Genomic DNA, 21,672 nt, shown 5'->3' on the forward strand with positions numbered 1-21,672 from the left:
GAAAAACCATCTGTTGCTAGAGAAATTGCTGCTGTTCTTGGTGCAAGTTCTAAGAAAGATGGATACTATGAAGGCAATGGCTATGCGGTTACCTATACTTTTGGACATCTTTGTACACTTAAGGAGCCTAATGATTACAAACCACATTGGAAAAGTTGGGATTTAAATAATCTTCCCATGTTGCCCAATCATTTTGAAACCAAAGTTTCTGGAGATTCTGGTATTCGAAAACAATTCAAGATTATAAAGCAATTGTTTGATAAAGCTGATGTTGTTATCAATTGTGGGGATGCTGGTCAAGAAGGAGAGCTGATACAGCGTTGGGTATTAAACGAAGCTAAATATAAAGGTAAGGTTGAGCGACTTTGGATTTCTTCCCTTACCACTGAGGCTATTAAAGAAGGTTTCAAGAATTTAAAACCGTCTACAGATTATGATAATTTATATTACGCAGGATTTTCTCGTGCCATAGGCGATTGGCTTTTAGGAATGAATGCCACTCGTTTGTATACTTTAAAACATGGTGGTTATAAACAAGTGCTATCCGTAGGTCGCGTGCAAACTCCCACTCTGGCAATGTTGGTCAATAGGTTTAAAGAAATAGAGAATTTTAAGCCACAACCTTATTGGGAGCTGCAAACATTATATCGCGATACCTTATTTAGTTACGAAGAAGGGCGTTTTCTTAAGGTAGAAGATGGTGAGAAATTGGCGAACATAGTAAAAGAACATGATTTTGAAATTGTTTCTACTTCTAAAAAAGCAGGTAATGAATATGCTCCCAAGCTTTTTGATTTAACAGGATTACAAGTATACTGCAATACCAAGTTTGGGTTTAGTGCAGATGACACGTTAAAAATCGTTCAGAAATTATATGAGCAAAAAGTAGTAACCTACCCAAGGGTAGATACCACATTTTTACCAAATGATGTATACCCAAAAGTACCGGGAATACTCAAGAATCTTACAAAGTACGATACGTTGACAAAACCATTAGATGGTAAGAAACTGAAAAAAACAAAAAAAGTTTTTGATGATAGTAAGGTGACGGATCACCACGCCATTATTCCTACTGGTCAACAAATGAACTTACAATACAATCAGCAACAGGTTTATGATATTATTGTACGTCGTTTTATCGCTGTGTTTTATCCAGATTGTAAAGTCTCCAATACTACCGTAATTGGTAAAGCAGAAAAAGTAAATTTTAAAACCACCGGAAAAGAAATAATAGAAAAGGGGTGGCGTGTAGTTTTTGAAACACCTAATTCTACCACTAAAGAATCTGGAATATTGCCCACTTTTGAAAAGGGAGAGAAAGGTCCTCATGAACCTTCATTTCTTGAAAAGCAGACAAAACCGCCAAAACAGTACACAGAAGCATCACTGTTGCGTGCCATGGAAACGGCAGGTAAAAAAGTTGAAGATGAAGAACTGCGAGAGCTTATGAAAGAAAATGGTATAGGTAGACCTTCTACACGTGCCAATATTATAGAAACCCTATTCCGTAGAAAATATATAAAAAGAAATAAAAAGCAAGTTATACCAACAGTTACCGGCATTCAATTAATAGAAACTATTCAAAATGAAATGCTGAAATCTGCCGAGCTTACAGGTAAATGGGAAAAGCAGTTGAAAGATATTGAAAAAGGTACTTTCAATGCCGGTAGTTTTATTAAGCAAATGAAGCAAATGGTAGATCAATTGGTTTACGAGGTGCGAAGTGAAACTAGAAAGGCAAATATTTCAGCTGTAAATAATAAACCTGCTGCAGCGGCTTCAAAGAAAAAAACAATAAAAAAATCTTCAGAATTGACTTCAGAAGCTTGCCCTAAATGTAAAAAAGGAACCATTCGTAAAGGAAAAGCTGCCTATGGCTGTTCAGAGTTTAAGAAGAGTTGTGATTTTGTAATTCCGTTTAAGTTTGAAGGTAAAACCATATCAGAAAAACAGTTTATTAGACTGTTTCAAAAAGGATCAACGGTTAATTTAAAAGGCTTTAAAGTTGATGGTGTTTCGGTAGAAGGTTTAGTTAGGTTTGACGATACTTTTAAATTAAAGTTAGAGCCTAAGAAAGGAAAGATTCAGGCAAAGTCTAAATCTGAAGAAAATAGTTGCCCTAAATGTAAAAAAGGTACTATAGTTAAAGGTAAAACTGCATATGGTTGTAGCGAATACAAAGCAGGTTGTGACTTTAGATGCAGTTTTGATACCATACGCGAAAAAGCAAATGGTAAATCGTTGACCAAAGATTTGGTTTATGAAATATTTAGAGAGGTTTAGAAATATAAAGCTTCTCAGTTTTCTAAAAGCTTTTTTTCTTAGCAGAGTGCATTTGATTTGAACCAGCGACCTTCAAGTTAGAGTTCCATGTTTGAAATTAAAATAACAATTTTAATAGGCTAAATCGCTATTAAATTGTAAAGGTGCATGTGGTTTTAATATATTGACTATCAATAAATTCTGAAATAAATAGATAGAAAGATGTAGTTTATTAGTACTGATTTACAGTACCTAAATTGTCGCGATATATTTCAATTTAATCATTAGTAGTTATGTTTAGGTATTAGACATGGTTTCTGTTGCTCAGTTATCTCTTGAAGCACCTGTTATTTTGTTTATAGAGTTACTATATTAATTCTGTATTTTAGAACAAAATTTAAGCAAAGTGATATTCGTAAATTTTAGTTCCCCTAGACTTGCGCTGTTTCTAATATTGACATTGTTATACTCTTCCGTCTATTGTCAAAATGTGAAATTTAAAACCTTGACTACTAATGAAGGTTTATCGAATAACTCGGTAAATGATATTATCAGTAATACAGATGGGGTTTTGTGGATAGCGACTTGGGATGGACTGAATTTATATGATGGACATAATTTTATAGTGTTTAAACATAACCAGGCAGATTCTACTTCTATCGCGGGTAATGTGGTTACCAGGCTCGTAAAAGATAATTCTGATGTTATGTGGCTTTTGACGGATAACAAATCTGTTAGTAGGTATTTGGGCGATGGTAGGTTTAAAAATTATTCTTTTAATAAGCAGCCAAGAGAGTTTAGGCAATCTAAAAATGGCGAATTGATTGTTGAAATTAATGATGATGAAGCATATCATTTCAAAGATGAGCAATTTGTTAAAAAAGAGAATAGGGGTTTTTATAGAAATAACAAGAGTAGACTCAACAATATTTTACTCTCTAAATTTCCTAATCTTTCCATTAATGAGTCCATGAGAGATTATGATGGTAACATTTGGTATGCTACTCAAAATAATGGCTTGTTTATAATCCGAAAAACGGGTGATAACATCCACAATGAAAACATTGAACATTATGAGTATGATCTTTATTCAAAATATAGCTTTACTAGTAATGAAATAGAAAAAATATACCAAGATGATTTTGGAAATGTATGGCTAGGTCATAAAGATGGGGGATTAAGTATGGCTTATCGGGGATCTGAAAAGATAGGAGTGATAACTCCTCACCCAGTTAAGTATCCTAATTTACCATATGAGACTGTAAGAGCTATTACAAAGGATTTAAATAATAATATTTGGCTTGGCTATTACACGCAAGGTTTGTTTAATTATGACCCTGCAACAAAAAGTTATTTGAGACATGATCTTTCTGAATTATCTGGAAATGAAGATTGGAATAGACTTCGAAGCCTATATACCTCTTCAGACGGTTCAGTTTGGGCGGGTACTTATGGAGGTGTAGTTCGAGTGAAAAATGGTAAAAAAACTTTTTTCAATGCAGCCGATGTTGAGAATTTTCCGAACAATAGAAATTACTCGATGTTTGAGGACGACAAAAAACAACTTTGGATAGCGTGCTGGGGAGGTCTTGCCAAATTTGATTTGGAAATGGAGGAGTTTATAACTTTTAATGGCCAAGCTAAATTAGCCGATTTAAATATTAGAAAAGTGTTTATTTATGAAGATGAAGCTATTCTTTCAATTGAAGAAGGAGGCGTAATTATCTTGAATACTATTACAGGTGATATCTCAGATATTAATAAGGACGATGGTATACTAAGTAATAATGCGTATAGTACTTTTAAAGATGGTAAAACAGGATATTACTGGATTGCCAGTTCAGAAGGGATAAGTGTATATGATAAGGAACAAGGTTTAATAAATAACATCACAGAATATAATGGGCTCCAAAGTCATTTAGTGTATAGTCTAACATTATATAATGATAAAGTTTGGGTGAGCACGACCAAAGGAATAGCTGCTGTAGATAGAAACAATTATTCAGTTTCAAGCTTAAATTCTGATGAAGGCTGGCAAGCTGCCGAATTTTCAGAAGGTGGTTATTATCAAGATTTAAGTGGATATCTGTATTTTGGAGGTATAAATGGGGTAAACTATTTCTCTCCAACAACTATTGAATTTGAAAAGGAGCTTCCTAGACTTATTGTATCTGTAGATGATAAAGAAAATTTTAAAGGGGATATCATCAAAGAATATTCAGACAACCAACTTAAGTTTGAAATAACTTCTGTATCCTATACTAAGAATACTGATAATAAAATTTTATATAAATTATCTGGTTTCGATTCTAATTGGCATGTATTTGATGAGAGCCCTGTCTATTATTCTTATTTGCCATATGGACATTATAATTTAGCAATTAAGAATTCTCTTGATACTAATGACGAATTTGCTAAAACGTTTAACATTATTGTAAATAAGCCATTTTATCTAACAGGGTGGTTTATTTCTTTGTTTTTGGTTGCCCTATTTACTGGTCTAACTTATTTGTACTTCTTAAGAAACAAAAGTGTTGTTCGAAATCGAAAAATACTCGAGCAGAGGATTCTTGGAAGAACAAAGATAATTAATGATCAAAAGCAAAATTTAGAAGAAATAAATCGGAAACTTGACAAAAAAAATAAAGAGATAGGAAAGCAAAAGGAAGAACTTTTAAACTTATATCAGCAACTTAAAAATGAAGATTTTGAAATTGATAAGTTTAAGGCGTTCGTCTTATCTGAATTCAAGGAACCAATAAATAAGATTATTGCAACTGCAGATGAATTGGAGAATCAGTCTCCAATAAAGAAAAATATTTCAACACATTCAGGGGAATTGTTAAACTTGTTAATGGAGTGGGATTATTTGGGGCATATTAAGGAAGTTGGGGCAAACAATAAATCTATTATCAATTTAAAATCAACTATTAGACCCCTAATTGAAAACCTGAAAGTGCAATCGTCAAAAACAAAATTGCATTTAGATTATACACTGGATCTGTCAGATTCATTGGTTGAGATGGATGTTCTTAGATTTAAGTTACTCTTTAAATACTTATTTAATGTGATTGTTAAATATGCTCTTGTCAATAGTTCTTTAAAAGTTGTTTTAGAGAATAGTAACGGAATGTTTCTTATGAATATAAGTTCTGAGAGTAAGATTTTTAAAGATAATTTTTTCAATATTGAACACTATAGCCCATATTTTAGAGCGGTAAATACCTTGGTTACAGCTATGAATGGGCAATTAAACATAAATCATAACAAGGCATTGTCTTTGGTATTACAATTACCTATAAAATTAATTGAAACTAAGGGTAACGAGATAGAACATGTATCATGGAAGCATATTGGTCTTAATGAAAAATTGCCTTCAAATAAAAATAATATTCTTGTTTTTTGCGAAAAAAATGATTTTATACCGGCAAAGCAATTGTTAGAACATCCAGACAATACATTATTATTTGAGAATGTTATTGAAGAAGCCCTATCAGCTATTAAACATGTAAACTTACATGGGTTAGTAGTTTATAATACGTCAATTAATGAGAGTCTTGTTACGTTGTGCAATGCTATAAAAAATGATGGTTCTCAAACGACACTTCCTTTAATATACATATCTGAAGAAATCGATTATTTTTTACGGGAGCATACTATTGAGTTAGGCGTAGATACTTTTATTCAATTACCAGCGAGTAGAGTTTTTATACAGAAAAAGTTCTCAAAGCTAATTACTGGTAGAAGAGAATTTTTAAAGGATAGATCAAAACAATTACTTTATAATAGCTCTTTTTCTAATGATGATAAATTGCTTTCTTCAAATGAGAAGTCGATTAAAAAAGCTATAAGTATAATACATAAGAACATAGGTGACCATTCCTTCAACGTTGACAAATTGGCAAAAATGCTTTTTGTTTCTAAAATAAAAGGATATAGAATGTTCAAAGAGGTGTTAGGACAGTCTCCTTTAGATGTAATTATTGATCTAAGATTGCAAAAAGCGCAATATTTATTAAAAAATAAAACATTAAACATAGCTGAGGTGAGTCGAGAATGCGGATTTAACGATCCAAAGTACTTTAGTAGGCTATTTAAAAAGAATATTGGCTGTAGTCCAAAGCAGTTTAGGAAAAGTCTCGCAGATGCCTAATATTACTACTGTTTCGCTCAAAATGTCTTATTGTTGATTGAATAGTATATCCACTAATTCTGTTCAAATCAGAACCCTAACTGAAAGATTAGTGCACCTTTTTGGTTTATTTGACCCCTATAAAATTTAGTTGCTTAACTATTTTTGGAGTCAACCAAATAACCAAAATTTTAAATGAAAAAGTATTACGTATTCTTAGTTTTATGTGTTTGCGCACTAACAAGTTTATCTGCGCAAACCATTGTACAGGGCACGGTTGTTTCCAAGATAGATGGTATGCCGCTTCCGGCAGCATCTGTAATTCCTAATGGGGAAACAGCTAATGGAGTTGCCACTGATTTTGACGGTGTTTTTAGAATTGAACTTAATGAATCTGAAGGGGTTTTAGTAGTGTCATCAATTGGGTTTGGCTCAGTTGAAGTGGCATATTCGGGAAATCAAACCCTTCAAATTGAGTTAGATGAAGAGGCTAATAGTCTTGATGAAGTCGTTTTGATTGGGTATGGTACAGCAAGAAAAGGAGATATAACATCTTCTATTTCACAGGTAGATGGAATTGAAACCATTGCCAGCCGACCAGTTTCTTCATTTACAGACTTTTTGCAAGGAAATGTTGCAGGGGTTACAGTAATGCAACAAGGGGGTGATCCAACTAGTAGTGGTCAAATAGTAATAAGAGGGTATGGTTCAATATCTAATGAATCTCCGCTAACTGTAGTTGATGGGGTCCCTTATTATGGACCAGCTATTAATCCACAAGATATTGCGTCGGTATCTGTATTGAAAGATGCTGCCGCTGCGGCAATATATGGTGCTCAAGCAGCTTCTGGTGTAATTGTAATTCAAACAAAGAAAGGTAAAAAGGGAAAACCTAGAATTAGCTTAGACCTTTATGGTGGCATTCAAAACGCAGAGGGTTTGCCTACACCTTTAAATGCGGAACAACAAGCAAATGTTTATAACCTTGCGGCTGCCAATGGCGGTACATCTCCACAAGCAGCTCATGATGCCGCACAAAACCCATGGGGTCAAACAACCAGAACTAATTGGATGGATGAAATATTTAGATCAGCTGCTTTAGTTAATACAAATATTAATATTAGCGGAGCTACAGATAATGTTAATTACATGACCTCTTTTGGGTATAATAGCAAAGAAGGTGTTCTTATAGGAACAAAATCTGATCGTTATTCTTTTCGTCTAAAATCAGATTTAAGTCTTTCCGATAAAATTACGATTGGCGAAAATGTGTATTACTCCATTACCGAAGCGGTAGGTACAAATACAAGTAGTGGTTATTCAGGTACTATTATGAATGCGCTTTACTTTCCATCTGCGGCACCAGTTCGTGATGAAAATGGTTTGTTTCATGGGGTTGTGCCTTTTGATCTTTCGCAATTTGCAGGGGCATATGGTGATGTTTACAATCCAGTAGCACTTTTATTACGTCCTACAACTACTAGTCCTACTAATTTTATAAATGCCCAAGTTTATTTGGATTATGAAATTATTGAAGACCTAAAATTTAGAACAAGTTTCGCACATAGTACAAGTCACAATGAGTATAAATCTTTTGTACCTCGCGTTCCAGAATTAGGTAGAACTAATTTAACCAATTCATTGACCCAGAGTAATAGTACTACAAACAGAAGAGTCTGGGATAATCAATTAACATATGCCAAATCTTTTGGAAATCACAATTTAGATGTAACGGCTATTTACTCAAGTCAGTTTACAGATTATGAATCTTTGACACAAAGGGCAGAAATTTTTAGTAGCGAAGAACCTTTTAATCAGTATTTATCAAATGGGGCTGATCAAAAAGAACCAGTTACAGATGTTTACGAGGATGCTTTAACCTCTGCGATTGGAAGGGTTAGTTATAACTATGATAACAAGTATTTTGCTACTGCTAGTGTTCGTAGAGATGAAACTTCTCGTTTAGCGTTAGATAATCAATCAGATATTTTTCCTGCAGTATCTGTAGGTTGGAGAATTTCAGATGAAAATTTTTTTAAAGTTGATAAAATCAATGATTTGAAATTTAGAGCTTCTTGGGGTCAGATTGGAAATATTAATTCTGTTGGTTATTATTCTTTTGATGTTCCATTAGGATCACAGACTTTAATTATTGGTGAAGATGGATTAAGTAATGATAAAGGGGTATACGCTAGCCAACAATCTAATCCTGACTTAATTTGGGAAACATCAGAATCTATTGATGTTGGTTTTGATGCCATGGCATTTGACAACAGGCTATCTGTGACTTTCGATTATTTTCAAAAAACGACTTTCGATATGATTTTAGAAGGTTTAGAAGATAAGCATCAAGGTACAGATGCAGCATTTGTTAACGGGGGAGAGGTAAAGAATGTTGGTGTTGAACTTTCTTTAGCCTATAGTGACAAAATTGGAGAATTCAATTATACTGTTAGGGCAAATGCCGCGATGTTAGAAAATACACTTGAAAACTTAGATGGTTATAACAATAGTGGTATTGACTTTGTATCGCACGATGACTACCAGGTAAGAGATGCATTAAGACCTTATCGTTCTACAGTGGGCGAAGCTTTGCGTTCGCATTACTTAGTACCTTATGTAAGTATCTTTCAATCGCAAGCAGAAATAAATAATTATACTAAGGATGGTGTACTTATACAACCTAATGCAGTTCCAGGAGATCTTAAGTTTCAGGATACGGATGATGATGGAGATATTGATAATGACGATAGGGTATATCACGGAAGTTATCAACCAGACCTTACCTATAGCTTTAATTTTAGTGCTAATTATAAAGGGTTTGATGCGAGTCTAATTCTACAAGGAGTAGCTGGTGTTGAAGCATTTAACGGTTACAAGTATGCAGCTTACAATGCATCTCTACAGGGCTACAATTTAGATAGTAGAGTTTTAGACGCTTGGACAGCTTCAAACACAAATACAGATATTCCAAGAATATCAACGACAGATAATAATAATAACTTTGGTACACAGTCAACTTGGTACTTGGAAGATGCTTCTTATTTGAGATTTAAGAATGTAACCTTTGGCTATTCTTTTCCAAATTATGTTATGGATAGTTTACTAAATGGATCTTCTTTGCGTGTTTACATATCCGCTGAAAATTTATTTACAATTACAGATTATACAGGTATTGATCCAGAAGTAGGTGGAATAGGTCTAGATGTAGCCCAATATCCTTTATCAAGAACAATATCTGCAGGACTATCATTAAAACTATAATCAATTCTAAAATATTTACAATGAAAAATAATATTGCAAAAATAATTATGGTCACCATGGTTGTGATCTTTTTAGGACCAGTTAGTTGTTCAGATGATTTTACCAATTTAGAGCCGCTAGGTAGTAGCTCTTACGAGAACTTTTGGAAAACAGAGCAAGATGCCATAGAGTCAACTAATAGTATGTATTACTATATGAAAGATGAGGATATGTTTTCTAGAGGTTTTTACTGGTATATAAATGCTTCAGATGATATGGTTACTGGGCGAATTAAGGCAGATGCGGATAATGCAAAGAATTTTAATTTAACTGGTGATGAAAGTTCTTTAAAATGGATGTATGCACAATGCTATAAGATAATTAGGAGAGCAAATGATGTTTTGGTAAACGTACCTGAAATGGATATTTCAGAATCTTTAAAAGATAGACTATTGGGCGAAGCTTATTTTATGAGAGCTTTTCACTACCACTATTTAGCATATCACTATGGAGATAATGGAATAAACGGGGGAGTACCAATCTTAACAGAAGAAAACTATAATGATGAAGCTGGTAGTTATTCTAGACCTACAAGTGTAGTAGAAAACTATGCACAAATAATAGAAGATCTTAATAATGCTGCAGAGCTTTTACCGTTGATTACAGAATTAAATAGTGAAGATTATGGTAGAGCGCATAAAGATGCTGCTTTGGCATACATGGCTAAAACATATATTTATTGGGCTCAGTATGATGCTTCAAAATACGCGGATGCAGTTATAGCCGCAGATGCCGTAACCAACTCTGGATCTGGTAGAGCATTAATAGATACAGATAATCCTGAACTAGATTTTAGAGAATTACACAGTCACTTAAATAACTGGACAAGCGAATATATTTGGTCTGTTGATTCAGGCATTGAAGACGGGAGTAAATTACCTGGTGTTGTATTGGAAAACAAAGGTTGGGGGCTGTATAATGGATGGGGTTACTACCATCCTTCATTAGGTCTTTACGAAGCTTTTGAAGAAGGAGATGTTAGACGAGAGGTAACTATGCTAAAATTTGGAGATGAGTTTGAGTTCTTTGGTGAAACCAGAAGATATGCTTCAGAGAATTCCCAATCAGGATTTCAATGGAACAAATATATGTATGAGTATCAAGGTGAGAATCCTATAGGTGTAACCGTTAATGCCAATGGTGATAATCCAACGACATTATATAATGTACCTATTCTTAGATATGCCGAAATACTTTTGATAAAATCAGAAGCTTTGATTATGCAAGGTCAAAATGGAGATGCGCCACTAAATGCTGTTCGTGATAGAGCAGGTTTGTTACCAATAACGGGTGCAACCATGGATGATTTAAAACAAGAGAGAAGAGTTGAGCTAGCTGGTGAATTCGCCAACAGACATTTTGACCTAGTGAGATGGGGAGATGCTGATGCTGTTTACTCAGAACCTATTTATGGAAGAATTCACACTGATAAAGCTGATCCAGATTCCCCCTTTACCGTAGAAGAGATATGGCCTGCGAGGCCTCAGTTTAACCCTGCTACAATGCATGTTTGGCCAATTCCAAATGAATCTATAGATTCTTCTGGAATTCCACAAAATACGGGATGGTAGTAGTATTTAAATTATTAGTTTGAGTTAGTTTTCATTCACAGAAAAGGTGTGACACCGTAATGGTTTAGCACCTTTTTTTAATATCCAAAAATGATTAGAAAATATTTCTTTATTATCTGCTCTTTACTGATAGCTACACAATTTGTGTACGCACAGCAAGAGAGCCACTATAAAATACATTCACATAATGATTATTTGCAGACTGTACCGTTCTGGAGTGCATATGCCAATGAATTAGAATCTATAGAAGTTGATATATATTACAAAAATAAAACTTTGTATGCCACACATAGCGAATCGGAAATTATAAAAAAACAAACTCTTCAAGCTTTATATCTTCAACCTATTCAGAAAATAATTGAACTTGAATTAGGGAGTCAACAAGAAATACAATTGCTTATTGATATTAAATCGGAGCCTTATGAAACGTTGGATAAACTTATTTCTATTTTAGAAAAATATCCAGATGTCATTCATAATGAAAAGATTTCAATAGTAATTTCCGGAAATAGACCGCACGAGAAGGATTATGTCAACTATGCTGATTACATAACTTTTGATCATCAGACCTTAGAAATTTTAGAGAATGAAAAAGCTTGGAAAAAAGTAGCATTGGTGAGCTTGAATTTCAATGATTTTTCAGAATGGAATGGAAAGGGAAGGTTAACCGCCGGTGATTATAAAAAAGTAAAAACGGTAATCGACAGCGTGCATTCTTTAGGGAAACCTTTTAGGTTTTGGGGAGCCCCAGATAGCAAAACTGCTTGGAAAGTATTTAAGGAATTAAATATGGATTTCATTAATACTGACAATACGTATGCATCGGCAACCTATCTTAAAGATTTAGACAACCGTATGTATACTAACGAAATCTTCTCAAAAGTATATACACCAACTTTTACTAGTGATAAAAAGAATTTGCCTGTTGAGAATGTTATTTTACTTATAGGCGATGGTAATGGTTTGTCCCAAATTTCCTCGTCACTTCTCGCTAACGGCGGAGACTTGACTTTGGCGCAAATGAAGAGTATTGGTTTTATAACCACCCAGTCAGCAGATGATTTTACTACAGATTCTGCAGCTGCAGGCACAGCGCTTGCTACAGGAGAACGAACATATAATCGTGCTATAGGTGTAGATACATTACAACAACCATTAGTAAACTATTCGGAGTTGCTATCAGAGTACAATTATGTTTCCGGATGCATTACTTCAGATAGAATGACAGGAGCAACCCCAGGTTCGTTTTATGCTCATCAAAAAGATAGATCTGATGTAAAAGAAATAGCAGGAGATTTATCGAAAAGCAAGCTTTCTTTATTCGTTGGTGGTGGATCAGAAGATTTTCAAGGTGAACAAAAGGTGGTTGGTTTTAATATGTTGGATGAGGTTGAAGCAATAGGATCTAGTAAAAGTGATAAAGTGGGTTTTTTTATATCTGAGAAGGAAGTGCCAAGTGTTTTAAATGGTAGGGGTAGTGTATTGGCTGAAGCCACTAAAAATGGTATACAGTTTTTGAGTTCTAAGAATAAGCCATTTTTCTTAATGGTCGAGGCTGCTCAAATTGATAACTACGGGCATACCAATAATGTTCCGGGAATAGTTTCTGAAGGAATAGATTTCGATAGAGCAATAACCGAGGCAGTTAAATATGCTGATAAAATGGGAAATACATTGGTTATTGTTACCGCAGATCATGAAACATCAGGTTTTAGTATTCCACAGGGAAATCTTGAGAAAAGAATAATAGAAGGCGATTTTACTACTCATGATCATACAGCAACTATGGTTCCTATATTTGCCTATGGTCCTAATTCACAAGAGTTTCAGGGCGTATATAAGAATAGTGATTTGTTTGGTAAAATATTGAAAGTACTTGATTTGAAGGAGTAATAGTAAGTTATATAACCTACAATAAGTTTATGGTTGCCCACGGCAAAGACATTGTGTTTTTTAGACAGGATGGTAAATGTAATTAGGGCAGTCTACGCTTAAAAATGGAAGTCTTTATATTGACGACTTGTGGAAATTTAGAAAATATCAAAGTTGCTCGATTCTGAAAATGAATAAAATGAATAATATGAAATATTTTGTATTGCTATTTGTATTGTTGTTTATTTCGAAAGCCAATGCACAACATAGTTTTGAGGGTGTTGTTTTTGTTGATGGCAATAAGAATGGTCTATTAGATGGTGAAGAAAGAAAACTACCAAATGTTTTAGTAAGTAATGGAAGAGATGTAGTCTCCACAAATGAAAAAGGAGAATATAAAATTTCTACTATCAAGGATAACCTTGTTTTTGTTATTAAGCCAACAGGGTATATTTCTAAATTAGATTCTACAAACAAGGTGCAATTTTATGTGCAAGCATTATCAGGTAAAAAACGTCAAAAGCATAATTTTCCTTTATACGAAAATGTTGAAAATGATGATTTTAACGTGGCATTGCTTGGTGATGTACAAGTAGATGTAATGGACGATATTTATCATGTTGGTAAATTGGTCACTGAAGAATTGGCAACTACCAAACCAGATTTTATTGTACCTCTAGGAGATCTTTCTTTTGATAACCTTGAAATATTTGATCCATTAGCCGAAACTCTTGGTTTAATTGGTTCTCCTATTTTTTATGTGATTGGGAATCACGATTTAGATTTTAAGGAAGAAACTTTGGAACGTCGTGATGAAAGTTATGAGAAAATCTTTGGACCTTCTTACTATGCATTTGAGTATGGAAATCAACTTTTTCTTGTGTTGAATAATATTTACCCAAAAGAGAATAGAGATTATGAGGGAAGAATAGACGATAACCAATTGACGTTCATTAAAAATTTAGTTAGACATAAGCATAAGTCACATAAAGCTATAAAAATCTTTATGCATATTCCTTTAGAAGAAGTCGTTAATAGTGATGAATTAGTACATTGTTTAAAATCTTTTCAAGATGTATTTATAGCATCTGGACACACTCATACCCAGTATCATATGTATCACGAGAGGGAAAATCTTGCACCAATTCATGAATTAATTGGTGGTGCTATATGCGGGTCTTGGTGGCAGGGGCCACATGATATAAGAGGAATTCCTTTTGCTATGATGGATGATGGTACTCCAAAAGGCTATTGGAATATGCAGGTGAATGAAAACGAATACAATCTTAGTTACAAGGTGTCAGGAGCCAACGATGATAAGCAAATGAATATATGGGTACCAGAAACAAACGAATGGGACACTGCTTTAAATGTACTTAATCATTCTTACGTATATGCTAATGTTTTTGCTGCCGATGATGACACAGAGGTGATGATAAGTTTTAGAGAAAATGAGTGGTTGCCTATGCAAAAGTATGAAGGGGTATCTCCAGAATTGGTTCGTTTTTATACCCTTCAGGAACTAGGAAGATATGAAGGACAAAAATTGTCTAAAAACCCTAAGCCTAATGTCATAAGTAAACACTTGTGGCGCATTGAAATTCCAAATCATTTAGATAAAAAAGCTTATTTGATTAAGGTACAAGCCAAAAATGAAAAATTAAGACTTAACGTTAAAGGAAATAGAGTGCTATGGATTCGCTAAAAATTCTTTGTGTCTGGAAAGAAAAGTAACATTCTGTTTTTTTGTAAATTTCTATTAGAAGAAAGTATTTATAGGGATAATCTTATCTTTTTTTTTTTAGGTAAATCACATTTACAGGCCTATTAAATGGTAATGATATCTTAAAAATAAGATAAATAAAAAGCCACTGAATTTTCAGTGGCTTTTTTTTAGTAGCGGGGACTGGACTCGAACCAGCGACCTTCGGGTTATGAGCCCGACGAGCTACCTACTGCTCTACCCCGCGATATGGGTTTTTTATCTCACTTGTTTTGTGACTTCAGGTCATTAAGCTGACGAGATAAAGGTGTGCTACTATTCGTAGCGGGGTGCAAATATACAATACATTTTCTCTATATTCCAAACTTATTTAAAGAATATTTTTTGAGAGCATTATCTTTTAAAAAACATTAAATCCATAACTTCGGTTTTTTACAAATTTATGGATACAATTAACGACTTTATAGCAAGCGCGCTACCTTATACAGAGTGGCCCATGTTTCTTTTATTGATTGGTGGCGGACTCTTTTTGGTTTTTTATTCTAAACTTATGCCTTATCGTTTCTTTGGTCATGCAATCGCAATTACGGCAGGTAAATATGATAATAAAGACTCCAAGGGTGATGTTAGTTCTTTTCAAGCCTTGTCAGCTGCGGTTGCGGCAACAGTTGGTTTGGGGAATATATCAGGAGTAGCCATTGCAATACATGATGGTGGTCCTGGGGTAGTTTTTTGGATCTGGATGACCGCATTGATTGGTATGTGCATCAAGTTTTATTCCTGTAGTTTGGCAATTATGTATCGTGGTACAGATTCTGATGGCAAGTTACAAGGTGGTCCTATGTACTATATCACAAAAGGTCTGGGTGAAAAGGCTAAACCGTTAGCAATATTTTTTGCAGTATGTGGTCTATTTGGTTTTTTAGGGGTCTTTACTGCTAACCAGTTTACCGAGACTTTTATGAGTGTTGTTGATCCTGGAACAACAATAATAGAGATGAGCGATGAGAATTGGAAATGGACAATAGGTCTTATACTGGCTGTGATTACCTCATTTGTGATTTTTGGTGGATTAACAAAAATTGCAAAAGTAGCTTCTGCTATAGTTCCGTTCATGGTTGCGGTATACCTAATAGCGGTTATTGCCGTAATGGCTATGAATTCCGGTCAAATATTGCCTGCTTTAAAAATGATATTCACTGAAGCTTGGAATTTTAAATCTTTAGCTACAGGCGGATTCTGGGGATTGGTAATTATTGGTGTTCGTAGGGCTATGTTTTCTAATGAAGCCGGTTTGGGTAGTGCGCCTATGTATCATGGGCAGTCTAAAAATGATGAGCCAATTCGTGAAGGTTTGGTGGCAATGTTAGGTCCGTTCATTGATACTATTTTAGTATGTACATTTACCGCTATTGTTATTATTTTGAGTGGTGCATATTTAGAAGATTCTAGCGGAATTGTAATGACCTTATCTGCATTTGAAAAAACCTTGTTCGGTTGGGGAGATGTTTTGTTGATGGTTATCGTGACCGCCTTTGCATTGTCTACCTTATTTACTTATTCATATTACGGAGTAAAGTCATTGTCCTTCTTGACAAATGCAAAAATCGGTAAGTTTTATAACTGGTATTTTGTAATTATGATTGTCTTTGCTGCAGTAGCATCACTAGAGCTGGTGAAGAATTTAATCGATTTGTCTTATGCTCTTATGGTGATACCCAATATGATTGCCGTACTTTTGTTGGCTCCAAAGGTAAATGTAGAATTGAAGAAATATATTTTAAAGTATAAAGATGGCAGATCATAAGGCAGGCTTCGTAAATATTATTGGTAATCCTAATGTTGGTAAATCAACGTTGATGAATGCTTTTGTGGGTGAAAAATTATCCATTATAACATCAAAAGCACAAACAACAAGGCACCGTATTTTAGGTATTGTAAATGGCGATGATTTTCAAGTGATCCTGTCAGATACCCCTGGTATCATTAAACCGGCATATCAGCTACAGAGCAGTATGATGGATTTTGTAAAATCTGCTTTTGAAGATGCCGATGTACTTTTGTACATGGTAGAGATAGGGGAGAAGGCGTTAAAGGATGAAGCTTTCTTTGAGAAAATAAAGAATAGTAAAATTCCGGTACTTTTGTTATTGAATAAAGTAGACACGGCTACACAAGAATTATTAGAGGAGCAGGTTCAATACTGGCAAGAAATGTTACCGAGTGTAGAGTTGCATCCAATTTCTGCATTATCTAATTTTAATGTAAAAGGCGTATTTGAACGTATTATAGAGTTGTTGCCTAAATCGCCGGCATATTATCCAAAAGACCAATTAACTGATAAACCAGAGCGTTTCTTTGTAAATGAGACTATTCGTGAGAAAATTCTTTTGAACTATAAAAAGGAAATTCCTTATGCGGTTGAAATAGAAACTGAAGAGTTTTTTGAAGATGAAGATATTATTAGAATGCGTGCCGTTATAATGGTAGAGCGCGATTCTCAAAAAGGTATTATCATTGGTCATAAAGGTTCGGCTTTGAAAAAAGTAGGGGTGGAGGCTAGAAAAGACTTGGAGAAATTCTTTGGTAAGCAAGTCCATATTGAGCTATACGTTAAGGTGAATAAAAACTGGCGTAGTAATGCTCGTCAATTAAAGCGTTTTGGGTATAATAAGTAGGTGAAAATAAATTTTTATTATACAAATTACTGTTTTTGTATGTGTGATAATTTTTAAATTAAATTATGACAGTTTTGAGAGGGTTAAGAATCAGTTGGTTGTCTATAATGACGATTATTTATTAGCTTATTTCATATTATTACTACCTCAAATTAAGATTAAATTCTGCTCTTTGGTTTAAATAGACTATTTTTGATTTATCGATAAAGTGTATTAAAACCCCGATGAAATGCAAAATGTAATAATTTTTGGTGCCTCTGGTCACGGTAGTGTTGTTTTAGATTGTCTAGAGAAAGAGGGGAAATATAATATTATCGGTTTTGTCGATTCTTTTAAGGAAAAAGGATTTAAGATTAACGGTTACCAAGTTTTGGGTAACGAGATTGACTTACCTTTTTTAATAAGTAGATACAATATTGATGGGGGCATTGTAGCTATCGGCGATAATTGGACAAGAAAAATAATTGTAGATAGAATTTTAAAAATCTCTCCAAATTTTAATTTTGTAAATACTGTACATCCAAAAGCTATTCTTGGAAAAGATATATTGATTGGTTGTGGAAATGTTTTTATGCCTGGGTCGATAGTCAATGCCAATTCTATTATTCATGATTTTTGTATCATAAATACCAATTCTTCTCTTGGTCATGATGGAATTATGGATTCATATTCAAGTTTGGCTCCATCGGTCTGTACTGGCGGTAGTCTAAAATTAGGGAGGTATTCTGCAATTAGTTTGGGTGTTAATATTGTAAATGGTGTTGAAATTGGGCAGCACTCTGTAATTGGGGCAGGCTCTCTTGTGGTTGATCATTTTGGAGATAATGTAATCGCCTACGGATCACCTGCGAGAATTGTCCGTAAAAGAACTGTTGGTGAACCATATTTGTCTACGCCTAAAAAGCAACAATTTTATAAATTGGAAAGCATTGATGATGTTGAATCAAATCTCTCTATTTAAGATATAGTGTAGTTGCCACTTTAAATATTACCTTTGCACCAAATTTAAGCTATGGGTGCTATTGTTGCCATTGTAGGGAGACCTAATGTAGGAAAATCAACATTTTTTAATAGATTAATTCAAAGACGCGAGGCTATTGTTGATGCCGTTAGCGGTGTTACTCGTGATCGCCATTATGGTAAGAGTGATTGGAACGGAAAAGAGTTTTCAATTATTGATACGGGCGGATACGTTGTAGGTAGTGACGATGTTTTTGAAAAGGAAATTGATAGGCAGGTAGAACTAGCTATTGAAGAAGCAGATGCCATTATATTTATGGTAGATGTGGAGACCGGGGTAACCGGTATGGATGAAGATGTTGCCAAACTTCTAAGACGCGTTAAAAAACCTGTTTTTTTAGCGGTCAATAAAGTGGATAATGCTAAGAGGGCAGAAGACGCCGTTGAGTTTTATTCTTTAGGTCTAGGTGAGTATTTTACCTTGTCGAGTATAAATGGTGGTGGATCAGGAGAGTTGCTAGATGCTTTGGTAGAGAAATTGCCAGATGTAGTAGAAGAAGAAAGTGATTTGCCAAGATTTGCTGTTGTAGGTAGACCTAATGCAGGTAAGTCTTCATTTATTAATGCGCTTATTGGAGAGGATAGGTACATAGTGACTGATATAGCAGGTACTACAAGAGATAGTATTGATACGAAGTATAATAGATTCGGGTTTGAATTTAATCTAGTAGATACCGCTGGTATACGTCGTAAGGCGAAAGTGAAAGAAGATTTAGAATTTTATTCTGTAATGCGTTCTGTAAGGGCGATTGAACATTGCGATGTTTGTATTTTAATGTTAGACGCTACTAGAGGTTTTGATGGTCAGGTAGAAAATATTTTCTGGCTAGCTCAACGTAATCATAAGGGGATAGTAATTCTTGTAAATAAGTGGGATTTAGTAGAGGATAAAGAGACCAATACAATAAAGGACTATACGGATAAAATTAAAAAAGCGATTGAGCCATTTACAGATGTGCCTATTCTTTTTGTTTCGGTTTTGACAAAACAACGTATTTTCAAGGCAATAGAAACTGCTGTGGAAGTATATAATAATCGTAATAAAAAGATAATTACCCGTAAGTTCAATGAAACAATGCTGCCGATTATTGAGAACTATCCGCCACCGGCATATAAAGGTAAATTTGTTAAAATTAAATTCTGTACGCAATTGCCTACTCCGTATCCGCAATTTGCTTTCTTCTGTAACTTACCACAATATGTGCGTGAGCCTTACAAGCGTTATCTAGAAAATAAAATAAGAGAAGAGTATGATTTCTCTGGAGTGCCTATTACGGTATTTATGAGAAAGAAGTAAGGTAATTTAAGGTTGAAGAAAAGATAATAGATTCTAATTTTCACTGAGTTGAAAAAAGATCTAATAATTCTGCGTAGCAGAATTATTAGATCTTTTTGATTAAACAACTAGAATATAATAAGCTTCTCTTGGTAAAGGATAGAGGGGTGGGTTTTACGATGATGAAGATTGTATCAAGTTCACAAACTGGGACCCATCCCTAGAGGGGAACGAATTCTGGCTTGAATTAAACATTTTAAATAGGGCAGGCTATGTAGTTTTTAGTGCAGTAAAACATCCGTCCATCAACAAACCTGCAATTGAAAACGTAAACCTCCCTTTCAAGGAGGGGAACATATTTTGACATGAATAAAATATTATAGATAAAGCAGTCTATGTAGTTCCTATTTTAACGAAACTCTCAATTACTAACAAAACCCGCAATCAAAAAAGTAATCTTCCCCTCTTTGGAGGGGATATAGGGGTGGGTAATATAATGTGTATGATTGTTGTTTAATTACATACAATAGACCCAAGCCTAATTGATGCTAGAAAGTGAATAGATGTAAGCGGAATTTTGTCCCTATGGATATTGAAAGTGAAATAATACGTTTAAAATAAGCTACCATCCACCAGAAGCGCCGCCGCCGCCAAAGCCGCCGCCGCCGAAACCTCCTCCGAATCCGCCACCGCCAAAGCTTCCGCCTCCGCCGCTACCGAATCCGCCACTAGAACCGCTAGAGCGCCCCATGTTGCTGAGAATAATCATATCCCACGGACTCAATCCTCCGCGTCTTCTGCCACCGTTGTTGTCGTTGTCATCATTTTTACGACTCCAAAGAATGAAAAGAATTACTACAAAAATGATAAATGGTAGAAAAGAAGAGAATGGAGTTCCGCCATTATCACCAAAAGTTCTGTCTTCATGAAATTCTCCATTTAATACTTGAAAAATTACATCAGACCCTTTATTTAGTCCGCCATAATAATCACCTACTCTAAATTCAGGTAGAATTACATTTTCAATAATTCGTTTAGAAAGGGCGTCTGTTAGTGAGCCTTCAACACCGTAGCCGGTGCTAATAGCTACTTTTCTGTCATTCTCGGCAAGTATTATAAGTATACCATTATCTTTTCCCTTTTGTCCAATACCCCATTTTTGCCCCCAGTTGGCACCCAGATAATTAATGTTCTCACCATTGGTACTTGCAATAATAGTAACTACGATCTGGGTAGAGGTACTGTCTGAGTAACGAACTAATTTTTGGCTTAAAGCTACCTTTTGCTGATCGGTCAAAAGATTGGTGTAATCGTAAACACTAGTTTGTAAAGCCGGTTTTTCGGGTATCTCAAATTGGCTCCATGACGGAGTGCACCAAAGAAAAAGAATTACAAGGCTAACCTTTAGATATCTCATTGCTTAGTTCATTGGTGTCATCTGATTGCCAAGGAAAATGACTTCTTAGTTCTTCACCAGCTTTTAAAACTCCGGCAACTAGTCCGTCTTTAAAAGCCCCCTTTTCAAAATGTGTTTGAATACTATTTCTAGTAGTTTGCCAAAAATCCTTGGGCACAACGTTGTCTATACCTTTATCGCCACAAATAACAAACTTCTTGTCGGTTACGGCTACGTAGATCAATACTCCGTTTTCTTGCTTGGTGTTATCCATTTTTAATAGATGGAAAACCTCTTTAGCGCGCTCGTAATAATCTTTTCGAGTATGCCCCTCAATATGTACCCTAATTTCGCCAGAAGTATTCTTTTCAGCCTTAAGAATAGCTTCTACTACCTCTTGCTCTTCTGTAGCCGATAAGAAATTTTCTACTCTAGACAT

Annotated in this window: 12 protein-coding genes and 1 tRNA gene; 10 read left to right on the forward strand and 3 right to left on the reverse strand. The window is 34.7% G+C overall.

From position 1 onward, the window contains the following. The 6 genes from ABJI11_RS16420 to ABJI11_RS16445 form a co-directional block, all read left to right on the forward strand. On the forward strand, positions 1 to 2,283 hold a 2,283-nt coding region (locus tag ABJI11_RS16420; protein WP_348354627.1), incomplete at its 5' end, for a DNA topoisomerase 3. 469 nt (positions 2,284 to 2,752) lie between these two features. Further along, positions 2,753 to 6,415, forward strand: a complete 3,663-nt coding sequence (locus tag ABJI11_RS16425; RefSeq protein ID WP_348354630.1) for a helix-turn-helix domain-containing protein — start codon at positions 2,753 to 2,755, stop codon at positions 6,413 to 6,415. A 174-nt stretch (positions 6,416 to 6,589) separates the two neighbouring features. Further along, positions 6,590 to 9,658 (forward strand): SusC/RagA family TonB-linked outer membrane protein, encoded by a 3,069-nt coding sequence (locus tag ABJI11_RS16430; protein WP_348354633.1) that lies wholly within the window; start codon positions 6,590 to 6,592, stop codon positions 9,656 to 9,658. A 20-nt stretch (positions 9,659 to 9,678) separates the two neighbouring features. Then, the gene (locus tag ABJI11_RS16435; RefSeq protein ID WP_348354636.1) at positions 9,679 to 11,268 is read left to right on the forward strand and encodes a RagB/SusD family nutrient uptake outer membrane protein; all 1,590 of its coding nucleotides are present in this window, start codon (positions 9,679 to 9,681) and stop codon (positions 11,266 to 11,268) included. Positions 11,269 to 11,358: 90 nt separating this feature from the next. After that, entirely contained in the window at positions 11,359 to 13,161 is a 1,803-nt protein-coding gene (locus tag ABJI11_RS16440; protein ID WP_348354639.1) for an alkaline phosphatase, read from the forward strand. A 187-nt stretch (positions 13,162 to 13,348) separates the two neighbouring features. Next, a complete protein-coding gene (locus ABJI11_RS16445) occupies positions 13,349 to 14,845 on the forward strand; it encodes a calcineurin-like phosphoesterase family protein (RefSeq protein WP_348354642.1) in 1,497 nt (498 codons plus the stop codon). Between the two features lie 192 nt (positions 14,846 to 15,037). Here the strand turns inward: ABJI11_RS16445 and ABJI11_RS16450 are convergent. Continuing rightward, positions 15,038 to 15,110 (reverse strand) — tRNA-Met (locus tag ABJI11_RS16450). A gap of 195 nt (positions 15,111 to 15,305) precedes the next feature. Here ABJI11_RS16450 and ABJI11_RS16455 point away from each other — a divergent pair. The 4 genes from ABJI11_RS16455 (at position 15,306) to der (ending at position 19,858) form a co-directional block, all read left to right on the forward strand. Beyond that, positions 15,306 to 16,670 (forward strand): alanine/glycine:cation symporter family protein, encoded by a 1,365-nt coding sequence (locus tag ABJI11_RS16455; RefSeq protein WP_348354645.1) that lies wholly within the window; start codon positions 15,306 to 15,308, stop codon positions 16,668 to 16,670. Beyond that, positions 16,657 to 17,541, forward strand: coding sequence for a GTPase Era (gene era / locus ABJI11_RS16460; protein ID WP_348354648.1), 885 nt, complete (start codon positions 16,657 to 16,659; stop codon positions 17,539 to 17,541). Before ABJI11_RS16455 ends, era begins: the two co-directional genes overlap by 14 nt. A 229-nt stretch (positions 17,542 to 17,770) precedes the next feature. Then, positions 17,771 to 18,502, forward strand: coding sequence for a NeuD/PglB/VioB family sugar acetyltransferase (locus tag ABJI11_RS16465; RefSeq protein ID WP_348354651.1), 732 nt, complete (start codon positions 17,771 to 17,773; stop codon positions 18,500 to 18,502). A gap of 51 nt (positions 18,503 to 18,553) precedes the next feature. Continuing rightward, complete coding sequence (gene der, locus ABJI11_RS16470; RefSeq protein ID WP_348354654.1) at positions 18,554 to 19,858, forward strand: ribosome biogenesis GTPase Der; 1,305 nt, start codon at positions 18,554 to 18,556, stop codon at positions 19,856 to 19,858. A gap of 601 nt (positions 19,859 to 20,459) precedes the next feature. On the opposite strand, the gene ABJI11_RS16475 is transcribed toward der, so the two are convergent. Then, positions 20,460 to 21,254, reverse strand: coding sequence for a TPM domain-containing protein (locus ABJI11_RS16475; RefSeq protein ID WP_348354657.1), 795 nt, complete (start codon positions 21,252 to 21,254; stop codon positions 20,460 to 20,462). Then, positions 21,235 to 21,672: a TPM domain-containing protein gene (locus ABJI11_RS16480; RefSeq protein WP_348354660.1), complete on the reverse strand. Its 438-nt coding sequence runs from the start codon at positions 21,670 to 21,672 to the stop codon at positions 21,235 to 21,237. The genes ABJI11_RS16475 and ABJI11_RS16480 overlap by 20 nt, the downstream gene beginning before the upstream one ends.

This window comes from Maribacter sp., from assembly GCF_039968975.1.
Taxonomy (GTDB): Bacteria; Bacteroidota; Bacteroidia; order Flavobacteriales; family Flavobacteriaceae; genus Maribacter.